Here is a 15,764-nt window from a genome sequence, read left to right on the forward strand (position 1 = left end):
TTATCCAACGTTTTGAGTATACGCACGAATTAACTTGGAATGTTATGAAGGATTTTTTAGTAGCTGCTGGAAATACCAACATCTTTGGTTCCAAAGATGCTACAAGAGCTGCCTTTTCAGCAGGATTGATTACCAACGGAGACATTTGGATGGATATGATCAAAAGTCGAAGTAAGACTTCTCATACCTACAATGAGGAAACAGCTGATGCTATTTTTTTTAAGATCATCGAAGATTATATTCAGGAATTTCAAGGATTTAATTCGAAAATGGACACCTTAAACCATGAAAACTAAAGAGCTTGAAAAATTTGGCCTCTCCCATACAACACTGGAAAAGATTAATTCGGTGTTTGGAAAATATCTCGAAGTAGAAAAAGTGATAGCTTATGGCTCTAGAGCCATGGGTAATTATAGAACTGGTTCTGATATTGACCTAACGTTGATCGGTTCTGATGTTACATTAGATACACTTTTCGCTATTGAAGAAGACCTCGATGAACTATTTCTTCCCTACACATTTGATATTTCAATTTTTTCACACTTGAGGAACCCTGATTTTCTAGACCATATTAAAAGGGTTGGAAATGTCTTTTTTGAAAAGTAAGTTTTTGAATAAAATCGCGGAAGATTCTTTTTTTGATGATAATTTTTTTATATAGCAAAATTGTTGTACATTGGTAGCAAATAGACTGCTATGAAAACCATTGCATTTAAGCCAAGTCAGGATACCCTCAAAGCAGCTAAGCTTAGCTCCAATCCTTCCTATACAATGGATCTATCCGAAAAAAAGATCGAATGGAAGTCCAATGCTGAGCGTGTGGAGTTGATTAGAGAAGGTTTGCCCTTTGATGCTATTGAAAAAGTAGCTGTCACCTACAAAATGCCTATCAAGAATGTCCTAATGGTCATGGATATTCCACAGACCACTTACAATAAAAAGAAAAAAGACCAAGAAAAGTTGAGCAGTCGAGACAGCGAATTGATTCTAGTTCTTTCAGAATTGATGGACTTGGGGGTGGATACTTTTAATGGTGAAGTGAATGATTTTTTATCTTGGCTCAAAAAGCCGAATATATCTTTGGGAGGCGTAAGCCCTGAGAGTCTTTTCGATTCTGTTACCGGCATAGAAGAAGTTCGTAATTGTTTGCATCGCTTAGAATATGGGAATCTTGCCTGATGTTGGTATTTAGGATAGAGCGGAGAAAGTATCTCCCTGACACCCTTAAAGGTATCGGCGCTTCCAAATCAAAAGGTTTCCGCTGGAACAGTCTGAATACTTTTATGGTGTACACTTCAGAATCACGAGCGCTTGCATCTTTGGAAGTGGCTGTTCATATGGATTTAGCAACTGATTTCCCAAAAGACCGTGTGTTAGTTACCATAGAAATTCCTGATTCAGTGGTTATCAGCACACTTTCACCGGAGTACCTCCCCTATGATTGGGATGCCAAGCCACCTCAATTACTTACCCAGCTCATTGGAGATGATTTTATCCAAAGCCAAGCAAGTGCAGTATTGCGGGTTCCATCCAGCATCATCCCGGAGGAATTCAATTACCTCCTCAACCCCTCCCATCCAGATGCAAAATTGATCTCAGTAGTTACTTCAAGAGCATTTGGGTTTGATGAGCGATTAAGGTAGAAGTATTGGTTCACGCAAGGGTACAAAGTCGCAATTTTATAAGTGAAGGAATGTTCAGCAAATTTCAGTATTTTGAATTGTACCATGTACCATGTACCAAGTACCAAGTATGGCGTCGTCGTAAGGTAAAAAGACTACTGAAATTTTTCACTGCCTAAAAGAGAACACACGATTTTTAGGTAGCTTATTATAAAAACTGTAATCTATTCAGTCTCGAACCGCCACTAATTACCAATTGCGCCAACGGTCGACTGCAGAGTGTGGACTGTTATCTTGAAAATTTTTATCCATTTCAATATTTTTTTATTGTTTTTCAATAAATTTTTATTGATGTTTGCAATACTAAACATCAACATCATGAACACTTCAAATACATGGAAAGAAAAATGGGTAAATCAACCGAAGTTGATGCTCACAACGGTAATTATCTGGTCGGTATTTATTGGATTATGCATAAAGGCTGGAACATTAACATTTTTGGCAATCTCGAGCTTGTTCAAAGCAGATATCGCTCAGGATCTTTACGAAGGATTTAATTTATATAGTTTGATGCAGGAAAATATGTGGTATTATGTAGGATTACTCAGCCTAATCATCAGCATCGCATGTTTGAAAGCTTACCTTTTCTACCTTATGATCAGGGTATTTATGACCATTGATCTTCAACATCCATTCAGTATTAAAGTGGTTAACCTTATTACAAACATGGGAGCTGTTGCTATTCAGATTGGATTTCTTATCATTATTACCTCTGGAACTGTTAGCTGGCTTCTTAAAAGAGGCTTTGTTGTACATCCCATAGCTGCTCAAAACGGAGGTCCTTTGGAATTTATCTTTATGGGGCTTTTAATTCTTGCCATTGCCCAAGTTTTCAAGCGAGGTGTTGAAATCCAAACCGAAAACGAGCTAACCGTCTAACCCATGCCAATAATCGTAAATTTAGATGTGATGATGGCCAAGCGAAAGATGTCCCTTAACGAGCTTTCCGAAAAAGTAGACCTTACGCTCTCCAACCTATCAATCTTAAAAACAGGTAAAGCCAAAGCTGTTCGCTTCAGCACCTTAGAAGCTATCTGCAAGGCATTAGATTGTCAACCAGGAGATATTTTAGAGTTTAGGGATGAAGAATAAAAATAAGCGATGCTCTTTTTCCACACAAAGAAAGTAGCTTGTTCCAAAATTTAATCTTTGGTTTGAAAACACCCAAAAGATGTCATCCAAAGAATTATCTTTCATAAAATAACCCCTCTTAAAAAAACTTTCCTCAGGCAACCAAACATAATTTTGCCTCTTCTTGGTAGCTACCATGGGACTAATAAAGACAATCCTCATAGGGCTACAACTTAATAGTTACCAGTATCATTACCCTATCAGAACATAAAGATGACAACAGACAAAAATACATCTTCAATTAGCACACCTATCAAACTTATAATTCGTGTAAATTCGTACCATTAGTGGCGAAAAAAACTCCCTTGCGTGGCTTCTGCGCTTTCCGCGAGCAATTACCTTTTGATTAGTCGAAACATATACCTACCTTTGAATCCCATAAGAATTCCAGCAAAAAAACACTACCCACCCTTCTTATGGCGTCATCCACCAAATACATCTTTATTACCGGAGGTGTTACATCTTCACTAGGAAAAGGTATCATTGCCGCTTCTTTGGCTAAATTACTACAGTCAAGAGGCTTCCGAGTGACTATCCAGAAATTTGATCCTTACCTTAACATTGATCCAGGTACGCTCAATCCCTACGAACATGGGGAATGTTATGTGACCGAAGACGGTGCGGAAACAGACCTAGACTTAGGGCATTATGAGCGATTCCTCAATCACCCAACTTCCCAAGCAAACAATGTGACGACGGGAAGAATCTACAACAACGTCATCACCAAGGAGCGTAAAGGAGAATATTTAGGAAAAACCGTACAGGTAATCCCACATATCACCGACGAAATCAAGCGAAACTTTTTCAAACTCGGACATGATGATGCATTTGATGTGATCATTACAGAAATTGGCGGTTGTGTAGGTGATATCGAATCTCTTCCATTTATTGAGGCTGTGAGACAAGCCAAATGGGACTTAGGCGCAAACAACTTCTTGGTGATCCATTTGACTCTTATCCCTTATTTGGCAGCAGCCAAAGAGTTAAAGACCAAGCCAACCCAACATTCGGTAAAGCAATTACTGGAAGCGGGTATTCAGCCAGATATCTTGGTTTGTAGAACGGAGCATCCCCTACCGATGGATGTAAAGAAAAAATTGGCTCTCTTTTGCAATGTACAGTTGAATAGTGTCATCGAGGCCATGGATGCAGAGACCATCTACGATGTTCCTTTGTTGATGAAAAAAGAGAAGTTGGACGAGCGGGTGATGACCAAACTAAAATTAAGCTCCAAAACCAATACGGACTTAGATCAGTGGAAGGCGTTTTTAGGCAAACTCAAAAACCCTACTCAGGAAGTCAATATTGGACTGATAGGAAAATATGTCAGCCTTCCAGATGCTTATAAATCCATTATTGAAGCCTTTATACATGCAGGTGCAGCGGCTGAGTGCAAGGTGCGTTTAAAGTTGATTTCCTCCGAAGAATTACAACCTGAAACCGTGCGTGAACGGCTGCATGACTTAGATGGAATCTTGGTTGCACCAGGATTTGGTGAAAGAGGGCTTGAAGGTAAGATAGAAACTGTTAAATTTGCACGCGAAAACAAGCTACCTTTCTTCGGAATATGCTTGGGTATGCAAGTTGCCGTGATTGAATTTGCACGTAATGTATTGGGATTGTCCCAAGCAAACAGTACAGAAATGGACGCTGCAACCCCTCATCCAGTCATCGATATGATGCAGGATCAGAAAAACATCCAACAAATGGGTGGTACCATGCGTTTGGGTTCGTATCCTTGTGAATTGAAAAAAGGAAGCAAGGCTGCGCAAGCTTACGGAAAAACAAAAATTTCCGAAAGACACAGACATAGATATGAGTTTAACAACACTTATCTAAAAACCATGCAGGAAAAAGGAATGATTCCTTCTGGTATCAATCCAGAAACCCAATTGGTGGAAATTGTAGAATTGAAAGACCATCCTTGGTTTGTAGGTACACAGTTTCACCCAGAATATAAAAGCACGGTATTAAACCCTCACCCTTTATTTGTGAGATTTATCAATGCCGCTATTGAGAACAAAAAGTTGAAATAAGAGTCATTAACATATTCCTTCTATTGAAAGGTAATGCTCGCCAAATTTGGGCATTACCTATTCTTTTGATTAAGGAGTTAACTTTAAAATTATGGATAAAAATCAAGCGACAGGACTGATCCTATTCGCGGCCGTGTTGTTGGTCTATTCGTTTTTCTTTGCGCAAGGACCAGAATCTCTTGTGGAAGAAGCAGTAACTACCGAACAGCAGGTAGCTATAGTAGAAGAAACTGCTTCCCTGGAAGTTGCTCCAATTGCACAGCCTGACAGCATTCAGGACATGTTGGCCATTCAGCAATTTGGGATTTTCGGCCCTATGACTAAAGGTACAGCAGAAACTGTCATCATGGAGAACGAACACTTAATCGTAGAATTCACTACTCAAGGTGCAGAGATTGCCAAAGTCACGTTGAAAGAATTTAAAACCTGGGATCAGCGTCCCTTGGTGATTTTAGATGAAGAAAGTTCTGACCTTAGCTTTAATTTGGAAACGGATAAAGGTACCATCAGCTTAAATCAGCTTTTCTTCTCTCCTATTTCAGCCACTTCGCAATTAGAAGATGGATCACAGGCGCAAGTGATGACCTTTATCGCACAGTCTGGTTCTGCCCAAATCGTACGTACCTATACCTTACCGGCTTCCGGTTATGTCTTGGAGAAGAATTTGGAATTAAAAGGTTTGGGTAATGCATTGCGCAACAATGAAGTACAGATATTATGGGATGATCGTCTTATCCGTCAGGAAGCGGATATCGAGGAATCCAGAAGAAAAACTAATGTAAACTTCTTCACTGCTGCAGGTAGTCATGATTACTTGAGTTTGACCTCGGAAAGAGCAGAGGATAGTATAGAGGAGCCTTTGAAATGGGTGAGTTTCTCCCAACGTTTCTTTACTTCTGCCATCATTGCTGACAATGCTTTCACCAGAGGAAGCGTATTACAGGTGACTCCTAAAGACACGCTTTCCATTAAAAATGTGAAGGCTGATATCTTATTGCCTTTGGCAGATGGCAAAGCCTCAATGAGCTATTTCTTTGGGCCAAATAATTACAACTTATTGAAGACCATTACTCCTGGTTTTGAGAAAAACGTGGATATGGGTTACTTTTTCGTGAGCTGGGTCAATAAATACATTATTGTGAACTTGTTCCAGTTTTTGGAGAAATACTTCAGCAATTACGGGATTATCATTGTTTTGATTGTATTGATTATCAAACTAGTCCTTTTCCCATTGACCTATAAATCATACGTGGGGATGGCAAAAATGCGCTTAATCAAGCCTGAGATTGATGAACTGAAGGAAAAGTATGGTGACGATCCTACAAAAATGCAACAAGAGCAAATGAAGCTGTTCAGTCAGCTCGGTGTAAGCCCGATTTCAGGTTGTTTGCCGATGTTGCTTCAGATGCCATTCTTGTTTGCCATGTTCTTCTTCTTCCCTAATTCTATTGAATTGAGACAGGAGTCGTTTTTATGGGCCAATGACCTTTCTACTTACGACGCAATTTTCTACTTACCGTTCACCATTCCTTTCTATGGTGCACATGTGAGTTTGTTTACTATCTTGATGACCATCTCGCAGATTGCTTACACGCATTTCAATAATCAATTGACTGCGCAGACAGGCCCTATGAAAAATATTGGATATATCATGCCTGTGGTCTTCATGTTTGTGTTGAACTCTTTCCCTGCAGCGTTAAGTTTCTACTACTTTGTTTCCAATATGGTAACTTTCGGTCAGCAGGCTTTGATCAAAGCTTTTGTGGATGATACTAAAATCAGACAGAAAATTGATGAGTACAGCAAAAACAATGTCAATAAGAAGAAGTCCAAGTTCCAACAGCGTTTGGAAGATGCCATGAAGGCAGCGGAAGCGAAAAAGAAGAAGTAATAGAATTAGTTTCTATTGGTTGCTTTAATGGAAATAGTTGTAATTGTAGCCGATAGATGACCAAAGTCGACGGTCAACTGTGGATTTGAGGTACTAGTGAGATTGTCTTGCATGGCAGCTGGTCTATTAACTTGATTTCCACAAAAATTAACTGAAATGCGGTGGGATATCCTACCGCATTTTTTTTGACTCCTCTTACTTCTTTGAAAGAATAAATTCCCAACGATTCATTACAGGATTCGTACTTTAAAGAGTTCATAATAACTATTTTAAAAGCTATCCACATTTTACTGTGGAAAACAATTCAATTGAACCAACGATAATATTGATATATTTGTATTACGAAAACTGTTAACACCTCAAGCCATGATTGAATTAACCTTTTTAGGACATTCTTCCTTTTTGGTAGGAATTCAGGACAAAAAAATTCTCTTCGACCCATTTATAAGCCCCAATGCCAAAGCATCGCATATCAATGTGGATGAACTCCGTGCTGATTACGTGTTGCTCAGCCATGGTCACGAAGATCATGTGGCAGATGCAGAAAAAATCACTAAAGCAAACAATGCTACCCTTGTATCCAATTATGAGATAGCAGTATGGTTTGCACAAAAAGGTGTTGAGAAGTATCATCCTATGAATCATGGAGGTAGCAAGACCTTTGACTTTGGTACGGTAAAATATGTCACTGCTGTACATAGCAGTACCTTGCCAGATGGAGCTTCCGGAGGAAATCCTGGCGGATTTGTCGTCAAACATGAAGGAGGTGCTTTCTATTATGCAGGAGACACAGCCTTGACCTATGATATGAAATTGATTGGAGAGTCATTCAAATTGGACTTTGCCATACTACCTATTGGTGATAATTTTACCATGGGAATAGAGGATGCTATCATCGCAGCTGATTTCGTTGGCGTTAAAAAGATCGTGGGAATGCACTTTGACACTTTCCCTTATATCGAGATTGACCTAGAAAAAGCAAAAAAAACAGCAGCAAAAGCAGGTAAAGAATTGATTTTGCTTAATATTGGAGAAACTATCAAGCTTTAAATAAGCCTCATGGGAAAAGTTATTGCGATTGCAAACCAAAAAGGTGGTGTAGGAAAGACAACTACTGCGATGAACCTAGCAGCAAGTTTGGCTGTCTTAGAATTCAAAACGCTAGTGATTGACGCTGACCCTCAGGCCAACACCACCTCTGGTCTAGGACATGATCCTAAAAGTATAGAAAACAGTATTTACGAATGCATGGTGGACGGTGTGGACATACATTCCATCATTCTTAAAACTGAAATTGAGCATCTAGAACTTGTCCCTTCCCACATAGACTTGGTAGGTGCTGAGATCGAAATGATCAATTTAGAAAGCCGGGAAGAAAAAATGAAGTCAGTGATTGCTTCCGTCAGGGATCAATACGATTTTGTGATTATCGATTGTAGTCCTTCCTTGGGTTTAATTACAATCAATGCACTAACAGCAGCTAATTCAGTCATCATACCCGTTCAGTGCGAGTACTTCGCATTGGAAGGTTTGGGAAAATTGCTCAACACCATCAAGATCATTCAAACTCGTCTCAACCCAGACCTGGAAATTGAAGGGATTTTGCTGACCATGTATGATGTACGCCTTCGCTTATCCAATCAAGTGGTTGACGAAGTAAGAATCCACTTCAAGAATTTAGTATTTGACACCATCATTCCACGAAATGTAAGACTCAGTGAGTCCCCAAGTTTTGGATTACCGGTAATTGCCTTCGATGCAGATGGGAAAGGGGCTGTAGCCTATCTAAACCTTGCACAGGAAATTGCTACCAAAAACGGAATGGAAAAAGTAAATTAAAGTAACGCATGGCTGATAAAAAACCATTACCAAAGAAAAATGCTTTAGGCCGAGGACTCGGCGCTTTATTAGAAGACTCCCCGCAAAAGAGTAAAAGCCAGGACTTGATACCGGCTACTCCTTCCGCAGGGATTTATGAGATTTCTTTGGATGAAATATTTGTAAACCCCTATCAGCCGCGAACACATTTCGATAAAGATGCCCTGCAAGAATTGGCAGAATCTATCAAAGTTCAAGGCATCATTCAGCCCATTACCGTTCGTAAACTGGGAGATGGAGAGTTTCAACTGATCTCAGGTGAACGGAGATTCCAAGCCTCTAAAATTGCCGGTTTGGAAAGGGTACCTGCCTATGTCCGCACGGCCAATGATCAGCAAATGCTTGAAATGGCTTTGATTGAAAACATTCAGCGGGAAAACCTCAATGCCTTGGAAATTGCACACTCTTATCAACGTTTACTGACTGAGTGTGACCTAAAGCAGGAAGAACTGGGGGACCGTGTAGGAAAAAACAGGACAACTGTCAACAACTACCTTCGCCTACTGAAGCTTCCACCGGATATTCAGGCAGGTTTAAGAGACAATAGAATTTCCATGGGTCATGCGCGGGCTTTGATCAATGTAGAAGATGTAGAAAAGCAGTTGGCAATCTACAAAAAGACAATAGAAGAAGAATTGAGTGTTCGTGCGGTAGAAGCTTTGGTTAAATCCCTGAATGAAAATAAAGCCGATAAAGCTTCTACGGGCAAACCGGATTTAGACCCTGTTAGAAAGTACGAAATCAATAAAATCCAACAGCGATTGGCATCTCATTTCGGTAGCAAAGTACAATTGAAAGCCGATGCCAAAAACAAGGGGGAAATAAAAATACCCTTCACCTCAACATCGGATTTGAACCGAATATTGGAAATATTAGAGATCATCTAAGTAGACTCACCAACCGGAGATGCTGACAAGGACACAGTTCAGCTGGGAAAATCACCTTTCAAAGGTCTTTCAAAGCCTAATTTTTGTTAAAAACACTGCTAATTCTCGTGCTAATAGAGGATGCTTGGTGTTTTTTTTCCTTTTTTTATTCTCTTTTGTAGAGAGCTATGCACAGGAGATTGTCGTCAATGATACCCTAAGCATAAAACTCTTTGATCGGGATGTCAAAGACCCCAAAACAGCTACCATCTTATCTGCCTTAATACCGGGTTCGGGACAGGTGTATAACAACAAAGCTTGGAAAGTACCCATTATCTATGGAGGATTTGCTACCAACATTTTCTTCATTGATTTCAACAATAGAAGATATCAGTTGTTTTTGGACAATCTTAGGAGACTAGATCGACAGGAACCTACGGATTTCCCAAACCTTAATCGGGACGGTTTGGTGAGAAACGTGAATTTCTGGAGGAGAAATAGGGATTTGAATTATTTCCTATTCATAGGAATCTATGCATTGAATATTTTAGATGCGCATATCGATGCACATTTATCGTCATTTGATGTGAGTGAGGATTTGAGTTTTAGATTTGAACCCAATTTTGAAATGCTGACAGCCGGAGGTTCGGTAGTTGGCTTAAGTTTAAAAATTAATTTCTGACATGAACATACTCTTATTAGGTTACGGGAAAATGGGAAAGATCATAGCTGAGCTAGCAGAATCCCGTGGCCATAGCATTGCAGGTAGAATTAACATTGATAACAGATCTGAATTAGACAATTTAGACATCAAAACGATTGATGTAGCGATTGAATTCTCCCAACCCGAAGCAGCGGTAGAAAATATTTCTTGGGCCATCAGTAGAGGAATACCTGTTGTTTCAGGCACAACCGGTTGGCTACATGAAAAGCCCCTCATTGAACAATTAACAAAAGAAAAAAATACAGCTTTTTTCTACGCTTCCAACTTCAGTGTGGGAGTAAACATCTTTTTCAAAGTAAACAGGTTTCTTGCCAGCTTGATGAAGGATCAAGTTGATTATAAAATCAGCATGGAAGAAATTCATCATACCGAGAAAAAAGACGCTCCTTCCGGAACGGCAATCACGCTGGCGGAAGGAATCCTGGCAGAACAGTCACGCTTACACAATTGGACTTTAGATGAGGGACAGCCTATACCAACAGACTCCCTTCCTATCACAGCCAAACGAATTGACCCAGCCCCTGGCACACACACTATTACTTATAGTTCTGAAATCGACGATATCGAAATTACCCATACAGCTCATAGCCGAAAAGGTTTTGCCATGGGTGCAGTATTGGTATCTGAATGGATTCAGAATAAAAAAGGTGTGTTGTCCATGGATGATTTCCTATCTTTCTAATATTTTTGAAAATCATGCAAGAAGAACAAAAGAAAAAAAAGTCAGCAACCAGAGAGTGGATTGACGCGCTTGTATTTGCAGTCATTGCCGCGAGCTTAATCCGTTGGTTGCTCCTTGAACCCTTTACGATCCCCACAGGATCCATGGAAAAATCACTATTAGTAGGTGATTTTCTTTTCGTAAGCAAAATGCATTACGGAACCAGAGTGCCCAAAACCGTAATTCAAATGCCTTTGACGCATCAGAAGATATGGGGAACAGATATCAATTCTTATAAGGAATGGATCCAATTACCATATATGCGTCTTCCTGGATTTACCAAAGTGAAACGAAACGATGTAGTAGTTTTCAATTTTCCAGAAGAATTAGATATTCCTGTAGACTTACGAACCAATTATATCAAACGGGCTGTAGCAGTCCCTGGTGATATCTTAGAAATTCGAGAAACTGATATTTACATTAATGGAGAGAGGGGTGACGACCCAGCTAAAGTTCAATTCTCGTATGATGTTTTAACGGATAAATCTCTCAATGAAGAATTCTTTGATGAATATGGCATCAATAAAGATGATTATATGCCATTTAGTAATGGTGTAGGATATATGATACGAGGTGCTACAGAAGAGAATATCGAGCGTTTAAAGAAATCACCTGCCATTGGAAATGTTATGTTACGTGCAGACCGGGTAAATACTGGTGATCCTCGAGTTTTCCCTGATGGAGCTTACTTTGGTTGGAACAAAGATAATTTTGGACCATTGGAAGTGCCTGGAAAAGGTTGGACCATAGAAATCAATGATGAAACCATGGCTAAATACGCCAGCACCATTCAGAATTACGAGCGACTAAAGGACGTACAGGTTCAGAATAACCGCCTTATCATTGATGGACAAGAAGTAAGTTCATACACCTTCAAGCAAAATTATTACTTTATGATGGGAGACAATCGTCATGATTCTTATGATTCACGCTATTGGGGATTTGTTCCGGAAGACCATATCGTAGGAAAAGCTTGGTTCTTATGGCTTTCCTTGGACAAGCATAAATCCATGTTTAGCAAAATCCGATGGAACCGATTCTTTAATGGAATCAAGTAAATTAAAATAGAGAAAGGGGCCAAGCGCCCCTTTTTTTATGAACTTAATTCTTTGCTAACTTTTTGTCTGATAGCCTCGGCTACAAAATTGTTTAAAAAAGTTTCTCCTTCTTGAGCTAAAAGTGCAGCTTGTTGGTGTAATTCTGCTGGAATCCTTACATTAAAACTTCCTTTATATGTAAGATATTTCATAGCCCTAAAACCTCTTTAATTTGTTTCAACTGGTAGTTTTTCATTATGCCGGAAGGATGTGGTTTGTGAAGAAATATTGGAACTCCATCTTGATTTTCAAACCTAACCCTAGAACCCGATGTCTTTCCTGTCTTTACTTCAAGAAATCCAAAGTACCCAAGAAGCTTAACCATCTCATTAAAATGAAAATCACTTGGGATATCCAAAAAACGAGCAATAAGCTTTTCTTTCTATGACATAAGAGAAGTAACTATTTACAGTTGCAAAATCAATACCTGAAATAAATTTTCTTTAAGAGTAAGACATCAGCGTCAGCAATAACGTCTCTTTAAAAAATGAGCGCATGAAAAATATCCTTTTATTATTCTTGTTGGTTGGATTTTATACGGCTTGTACTGAGTCTGACCCAACTTTAGACCTACAATCGGATGTATTCGAAGTGACAACTTGGGGCATCGATGGTGATTGCGGTTTTATGGTATTTACTTTTGATGTGGATGATGTAGAGCGCTTAGAGAATTTAGTAGGAGCTACTCCCAATAGACGGAATCAACGAATGGGATTGAATTTAGACAGAAATCGCTTTGGAGAGGAAAACATGCGTCTACGGGTTCGTATACGTAAGCCTTTGGAAAGTGAATTAGGGTTTATTTGCACCACTCGAGGAATTCCACCAAGACCTGTAGTGGTCATAAATACCCAGCAACTCAACTAACCCTTTTGACATGATTAGAATGCCATTCGGAAACCTATCCCTCCAGGCCCCATACTTACATTTTCCAGTAGTTTGGGTAAATCTTTCCCATGACTATTGTGGATCAAAAATTTAATAGCATCAAAACTCATCAAAAAAGCCCCTTGCAAAATCACTGATTTCCCAAAGCCACTTAATCGCTCATTATCAGTTCTTCGACCTCGTTCCAGCATATACAAGCCTCCTGCCATGTAGGCTACATCCAAACCGGCATTAACCAATAAAATCTTTTCTATGGACTGTTGACTTCTCATGGTCTCCCAAAAATCAGCACTTGGCACTTCCTTCATCGCCGAATAATAACCAAAGCCAGCAATCAATAAATTAATGGAATTCCAATAAGCATTCATCTGATGGAATCCTTGAATTTCCCCAGTAGTTCTTCCTGCCATCACTCCTCCCCAGATGATATTACCAATTGCCCATGAACCCAAAATCATCATGCCTTGCTTATTGTAATCAATACGCACCTGATTAAAGTTTTGAAGGATTTCTTCTTGGCTTTTGGATTGTGCCTGAACAAAAGAAAGACTGGCAAAATAGAGGCCACTTGTGAGGAGGATTATAGGGAGAAAATTTTTCATACGGCTATCTTTCCTACTTAACCTGCTAAAAGGGCTTGGTGTTTTTCAAATGCAAACCAGATTAAGCGAAATCCGAAAAAGACCAAGAATATACCCACTGCAATATTCAATTTTTGCATAATGCCGGGCGTCACAAAACCACTGAGCTGCTTGGCTACAAAAGCTTTCAATAAGTCAATCAAAAAGACGGTAACAAGGATGCCTGCATAAAACAGACCCACATCTACCCTATCAAAATCATCTTTAATAGCTACTAAGCCAGCTATAGAAATCCAAAACAGGAGTACAAAAGGATTGATTCCATTGATACTAAAACCCTTCCAAAAGCCTTTCTTTTTGGTGTCTTTTAAAACAGGTAATCCTCCTGAATTGGGACGGTTGACATTTTTTTTCAAGATGGAGCTAACACCAAAACCTCCCAAAACAAACCCTCCCGCATATCCCAATACAATCTCGAAATAGATGCTTTTAGCCAATAAATTGATACTAAAATAGGTCAGCAACACGTATAGCAAATCACTGACAAAAATACCTAAAGCCAAGACTGCTGTATGCCTGAAACCATTTTGGAGACTGTTTTGGATCAAGGTAAAAAACACAGGACCAACCATTGCCGAAAGCAATAAGCCCATACTGATTCCTTCCAACAATGCTGGACTCATAGCTTCACTCCATTTGTGCGAAGAAAATCCAGCCAATCATTCATTTTATCTCCTTTCAGTACTCTTGGAAATTTATTTTGTCCACCTTCTTTCCCTTGCGCCCGAAGCCAGTCATAGAACAAATGACTTGGGATTTTAGACAAGCGCATTTCTTTCAAGGCATGCTTGCGCTCTACTCCATAATCATCATTCAATTGGTGTAAATATGCATCAATCCGTTCCCTTAATAAATCCTCCGACACATCTGAATCCGTGCCAGCAAACCAATGATGGGCAAAGAGTGTCCCATGCGGCATCCCGGCTACAGTAAATTCCCGAATATCAATATTCAGCTCCTCCTCTGCCATTTTTACGGCTTGGTTGATATTATCCACGGATAAATGCTCTCCACAAAGCGAGAGAAAATGCTTGGTTCTACCGGTAATACGGATTTCCACTTCTGCTTTACTTTCAAAACGGATGGTATCCCCTATCAAGTATCTCCAAGCTCCGGAACAGGTAGAAATCAATAATGCGTAATCTACCCCCTCTTTTACCTGGCTGATATTCAATACCGTAGCATTGGGTCGAACTTCTCCATTCTCATCAAAGTTTTCATCCGTAAATGGGATAAACTCATGAAAAATCCCATTATTCAAGACTAAGCGCATGGAATTTCTATTCGGCAAAGCCTGAAAGGCCAAGAAACCCTCGGAAGCAAGATAGGTCTCCATGTAAATGAGCGGTTTCCCAAGCAACTTTTGAAAAGCCTTTTTATAAGGCTCAAAAGCTACTCCCCCATGCACGAAAATCTGTAGATTAGGCCAAATCTCATGGATATCCTTTACTTGATAGCGCTCGACGATTTTTTCCAATAAAATCTGTAACCATGCAGGCACACCCACAATTATCCCGATATCCCAAGAAGGTGCCTTTTGCACAATTTGTTCTAGCTTTTCCCCCCAATCTTTATTCTTAGAAATTTCTTTTCCAGGTTTATAGAATCGCTGAAACCAAACAGGTAATCGACCTGTGGTAATACCACTCAAATCTCCAGAAAAAAAGGTGCCATTAAAATCCAAATCGGTACTTCCTCCCAGCATTAAAATACCTTTGGTAAACAAATCATCCGGCAGGTCATATTTGGATAAGCTCAGGATTTGACGGACACCTGTTTTCCGGATGGCTTTCACCATATCTTTGGTGATAGGGATGTATTTAGAAGAGGCTCCCGAAGTGCCCGATGTCAGAGCAAAATAACGGATAGCATCCGGCCAAGTAATGTTCTTTTCTCCATCTTTGAGGCGGTACCACCATTCATCGTAGATCTTATCATAATTATAGATAGGTACCTTTGATGCGTATTTTTGATGAAAGAAATCATTGGGTTCTTTGAAGGACTTTAAAATCTCTGCAAAACCGTATTTCTTCCCCATCTCTGTATCCTTGGCTGCAATCAACAACTTTTTCAAACATTGCTTTTGAAGCTCCAAAGGATTGCTGTACTCTTGTTCAAGAGACTCCCGTAATCTTATGCCTTTTTTTAGTAATGTACCTAATATAGCCATATCTTTGTCTGTGTGCTGAGCGTTATTCTAACTTACCAA

Annotated in this window: 20 protein-coding genes; 15 read left to right on the plus strand and 5 right to left on the minus strand. The window is 39.6% G+C overall.

Going from position 1 to position 15,764, the window contains the following annotated elements:
- Positions 1 to 2 precede the first annotated feature (2 nt).
- The 14 genes from ACXIUD_RS03080 (at position 3) to lepB (ending at position 11,987) form a co-directional block, all read left to right on the plus strand.
- Entirely contained in the window at positions 3 to 296 is a 294-nt protein-coding gene (locus tag ACXIUD_RS03080; protein WP_458051193.1) for an HI0074 family nucleotidyltransferase substrate-binding subunit, read from the plus strand.
- Positions 286 to 606, plus strand: coding sequence for a nucleotidyltransferase domain-containing protein (locus tag ACXIUD_RS03085; RefSeq protein ID WP_458051147.1), 321 nt, complete (start codon positions 286 to 288; stop codon positions 604 to 606). The genes ACXIUD_RS03080 and ACXIUD_RS03085 overlap by 11 nt, the downstream gene beginning before the upstream one ends.
- A 90-nt stretch (positions 607 to 696) precedes the next feature.
- On the plus strand, positions 697 to 1,179 hold the full coding sequence (gene parS / locus ACXIUD_RS03090; RefSeq protein ID WP_458051148.1) for a type II RES/Xre toxin-antitoxin system antitoxin: 483 nt from the start codon (positions 697 to 699) through the stop codon (positions 1,177 to 1,179).
- Positions 1,179 to 1,643, plus strand: coding sequence for an RES family NAD+ phosphorylase (locus tag ACXIUD_RS03095; RefSeq protein WP_458051149.1), 465 nt, complete (start codon positions 1,179 to 1,181; stop codon positions 1,641 to 1,643). Before parS ends, ACXIUD_RS03095 begins: the two co-directional genes overlap by 1 nt.
- A gap of 357 nt (positions 1,644 to 2,000) precedes the next feature.
- Positions 2,001 to 2,561 (plus strand): DUF2975 domain-containing protein, encoded by a 561-nt coding sequence (locus ACXIUD_RS03100; protein ID WP_458051150.1) that lies wholly within the window; start codon positions 2,001 to 2,003, stop codon positions 2,559 to 2,561.
- Between the two features lie 3 nt (positions 2,562 to 2,564).
- A complete protein-coding gene (locus ACXIUD_RS03105) occupies positions 2,565 to 2,774 on the plus strand; it encodes a helix-turn-helix domain-containing protein (RefSeq protein ID WP_458051151.1) in 210 nt (69 codons plus the stop codon).
- A gap of 455 nt (positions 2,775 to 3,229) precedes the next feature.
- Entirely contained in the window at positions 3,230 to 4,849 is a 1,620-nt protein-coding gene (locus ACXIUD_RS03110; protein WP_458051152.1) for a CTP synthase, read from the plus strand.
- A 91-nt stretch (positions 4,850 to 4,940) separates the two neighbouring features.
- Positions 4,941 to 6,740: a membrane protein insertase YidC gene (gene yidC / locus ACXIUD_RS03115; protein WP_458051153.1), complete on the plus strand. Its 1,800-nt coding sequence runs from the start codon at positions 4,941 to 4,943 to the stop codon at positions 6,738 to 6,740.
- Positions 6,741 to 7,106: 366 nt separating this feature from the next.
- Positions 7,107 to 7,790: a metal-dependent hydrolase gene (locus ACXIUD_RS03120; RefSeq protein ID WP_458051154.1), complete on the plus strand. Its 684-nt coding sequence runs from the start codon at positions 7,107 to 7,109 to the stop codon at positions 7,788 to 7,790.
- 9 nt (positions 7,791 to 7,799) lie between these two features.
- A complete protein-coding gene (locus ACXIUD_RS03125; RefSeq protein WP_458051155.1) occupies positions 7,800 to 8,579 on the plus strand; it encodes a ParA family protein in 780 nt (259 codons plus the stop codon).
- Between the two features lie 8 nt (positions 8,580 to 8,587).
- Positions 8,588 to 9,505: a ParB/RepB/Spo0J family partition protein gene (locus ACXIUD_RS03130; RefSeq protein WP_458051156.1), complete on the plus strand. Its 918-nt coding sequence runs from the start codon at positions 8,588 to 8,590 to the stop codon at positions 9,503 to 9,505.
- A gap of 127 nt (positions 9,506 to 9,632) precedes the next feature.
- Positions 9,633 to 10,166 carry a DUF5683 domain-containing protein gene (locus ACXIUD_RS03135; RefSeq protein WP_458051157.1) on the plus strand — a complete coding sequence of 178 codons (534 nt, stop codon included), beginning with the start codon at positions 9,633 to 9,635 and terminating at the stop codon, positions 10,164 to 10,166.
- Position 10,167: 1 nt separating this feature from the next.
- Positions 10,168 to 10,890 (plus strand): 4-hydroxy-tetrahydrodipicolinate reductase, encoded by a 723-nt coding sequence (gene dapB / locus ACXIUD_RS03140; protein WP_458051158.1) that lies wholly within the window; start codon positions 10,168 to 10,170, stop codon positions 10,888 to 10,890.
- 14 nt (positions 10,891 to 10,904) lie between these two features.
- Positions 10,905 to 11,987 carry a signal peptidase I gene (lepB, locus tag ACXIUD_RS03145; RefSeq protein WP_458051159.1) on the plus strand — a complete coding sequence of 361 codons (1,083 nt, stop codon included), beginning with the start codon at positions 10,905 to 10,907 and terminating at the stop codon, positions 11,985 to 11,987.
- A gap of 35 nt (positions 11,988 to 12,022) precedes the next feature.
- On the opposite strand, the gene ACXIUD_RS03150 is transcribed toward lepB, so the two are convergent.
- Complete coding sequence (locus ACXIUD_RS03150; protein WP_458051160.1) at positions 12,023 to 12,178, minus strand: YlcI/YnfO family protein; 156 nt, start codon at positions 12,176 to 12,178, stop codon at positions 12,023 to 12,025.
- A complete protein-coding gene (locus ACXIUD_RS03155; protein WP_458051194.1) occupies positions 12,175 to 12,351 on the minus strand; it encodes a type II toxin-antitoxin system HicA family toxin in 177 nt (58 codons plus the stop codon). The genes ACXIUD_RS03150 and ACXIUD_RS03155 overlap by 4 nt, the downstream gene beginning before the upstream one ends.
- A 170-nt stretch (positions 12,352 to 12,521) precedes the next feature.
- On the opposite strand from ACXIUD_RS03155, the gene ACXIUD_RS03160 reads away from it, so the two are divergent.
- Entirely contained in the window at positions 12,522 to 12,893 is a 372-nt protein-coding gene (locus ACXIUD_RS03160; protein WP_458051161.1) for a hypothetical protein, read from the plus strand.
- A 14-nt stretch (positions 12,894 to 12,907) separates the two neighbouring features.
- On the opposite strand, the gene ACXIUD_RS03165 is transcribed toward ACXIUD_RS03160, so the two are convergent.
- Genes ACXIUD_RS03165 through ACXIUD_RS03175 form a run of 3 tightly spaced genes read right to left on the minus strand, consistent with a single transcriptional unit; the run spans position 12,908 to position 15,725 of the window.
- Positions 12,908 to 13,516 (minus strand): DUF6992 family protein, encoded by a 609-nt coding sequence (locus ACXIUD_RS03165; RefSeq protein WP_458051162.1) that lies wholly within the window; start codon positions 13,514 to 13,516, stop codon positions 12,908 to 12,910.
- Between the two features lie 17 nt (positions 13,517 to 13,533).
- On the minus strand, positions 13,534 to 14,178 hold the full coding sequence (locus tag ACXIUD_RS03170) for a LysE family translocator (RefSeq protein WP_458051163.1): 645 nt from the start codon (positions 14,176 to 14,178) through the stop codon (positions 13,534 to 13,536).
- A complete protein-coding gene (locus ACXIUD_RS03175; RefSeq protein ID WP_458051164.1) occupies positions 14,175 to 15,725 on the minus strand; it encodes a GH3 family domain-containing protein in 1,551 nt (516 codons plus the stop codon). The genes ACXIUD_RS03170 and ACXIUD_RS03175 overlap by 4 nt, the downstream gene beginning before the upstream one ends.
- Positions 15,726 to 15,764 lie beyond the last annotated feature (39 nt).

Source organism: Mongoliitalea sp. (assembly GCF_054166905.1).

What these genes read in the sequence shown, in the direction of transcription:
- ACXIUD_RS03085 (WP_458051147.1), top strand. Translation starts at nt 286, where the DNA reads ATGAAAACTAAAGAGCTTGAAAAATTTGGCCTCTCCCATACAACACTG.
- parS (WP_458051148.1), top strand. Translation starts at nt 697, where the DNA reads ATGAAAACCATTGCATTTAAGCCAAGTCAGGATACCCTCAAAGCAGCT.
- ACXIUD_RS03095 (WP_458051149.1), top strand. Translation starts at nt 1,179, where the DNA reads ATGTTGGTATTTAGGATAGAGCGGAGAAAGTATCTCCCTGACACCCTT.
- ACXIUD_RS03100 (WP_458051150.1), top strand. Translation starts at nt 2,001, where the DNA reads ATGAACACTTCAAATACATGGAAAGAAAAATGGGTAAATCAACCGAAG.
- ACXIUD_RS03105 (WP_458051151.1), top strand. Translation starts at nt 2,565, where the DNA reads ATGCCAATAATCGTAAATTTAGATGTGATGATGGCCAAGCGAAAGATG.
- ACXIUD_RS03110 (WP_458051152.1), top strand. Translation starts at nt 3,230, where the DNA reads ATGGCGTCATCCACCAAATACATCTTTATTACCGGAGGTGTTACATCT.
- yidC (WP_458051153.1), top strand. Translation starts at nt 4,941, where the DNA reads ATGGATAAAAATCAAGCGACAGGACTGATCCTATTCGCGGCCGTGTTG.
- ACXIUD_RS03120 (WP_458051154.1), top strand. Translation starts at nt 7,107, where the DNA reads ATGATTGAATTAACCTTTTTAGGACATTCTTCCTTTTTGGTAGGAATT.
- ACXIUD_RS03125 (WP_458051155.1), top strand. Translation starts at nt 7,800, where the DNA reads ATGGGAAAAGTTATTGCGATTGCAAACCAAAAAGGTGGTGTAGGAAAG.
- ACXIUD_RS03130 (WP_458051156.1), top strand. Translation starts at nt 8,588, where the DNA reads ATGGCTGATAAAAAACCATTACCAAAGAAAAATGCTTTAGGCCGAGGA.
- dapB (WP_458051158.1), top strand. Translation starts at nt 10,168, where the DNA reads ATGAACATACTCTTATTAGGTTACGGGAAAATGGGAAAGATCATAGCT.
- lepB (WP_458051159.1), top strand. Translation starts at nt 10,905, where the DNA reads ATGCAAGAAGAACAAAAGAAAAAAAAGTCAGCAACCAGAGAGTGGATT.
- ACXIUD_RS03150 (WP_458051160.1), bottom strand. Translation starts at nt 12,178, where the DNA reads ATGAAATATCTTACATATAAAGGAAGTTTTAATGTAAGGATTCCAGCA.
- ACXIUD_RS03155 (WP_458051194.1), bottom strand. Translation starts at nt 12,351, where the DNA reads ATGGTTAAGCTTCTTGGGTACTTTGGATTTCTTGAAGTAAAGACAGGA.
- ACXIUD_RS03160 (WP_458051161.1), top strand. Translation starts at nt 12,522, where the DNA reads ATGAAAAATATCCTTTTATTATTCTTGTTGGTTGGATTTTATACGGCT.
- ACXIUD_RS03165 (WP_458051162.1), bottom strand. Translation starts at nt 13,516, where the DNA reads ATGAAAAATTTTCTCCCTATAATCCTCCTCACAAGTGGCCTCTATTTT.
- ACXIUD_RS03170 (WP_458051163.1), bottom strand. Translation starts at nt 14,178, where the DNA reads ATGAGTCCAGCATTGTTGGAAGGAATCAGTATGGGCTTATTGCTTTCG.
- ACXIUD_RS03175 (WP_458051164.1), bottom strand. Translation starts at nt 15,725, where the DNA reads ATGGCTATATTAGGTACATTACTAAAAAAAGGCATAAGATTACGGGAG.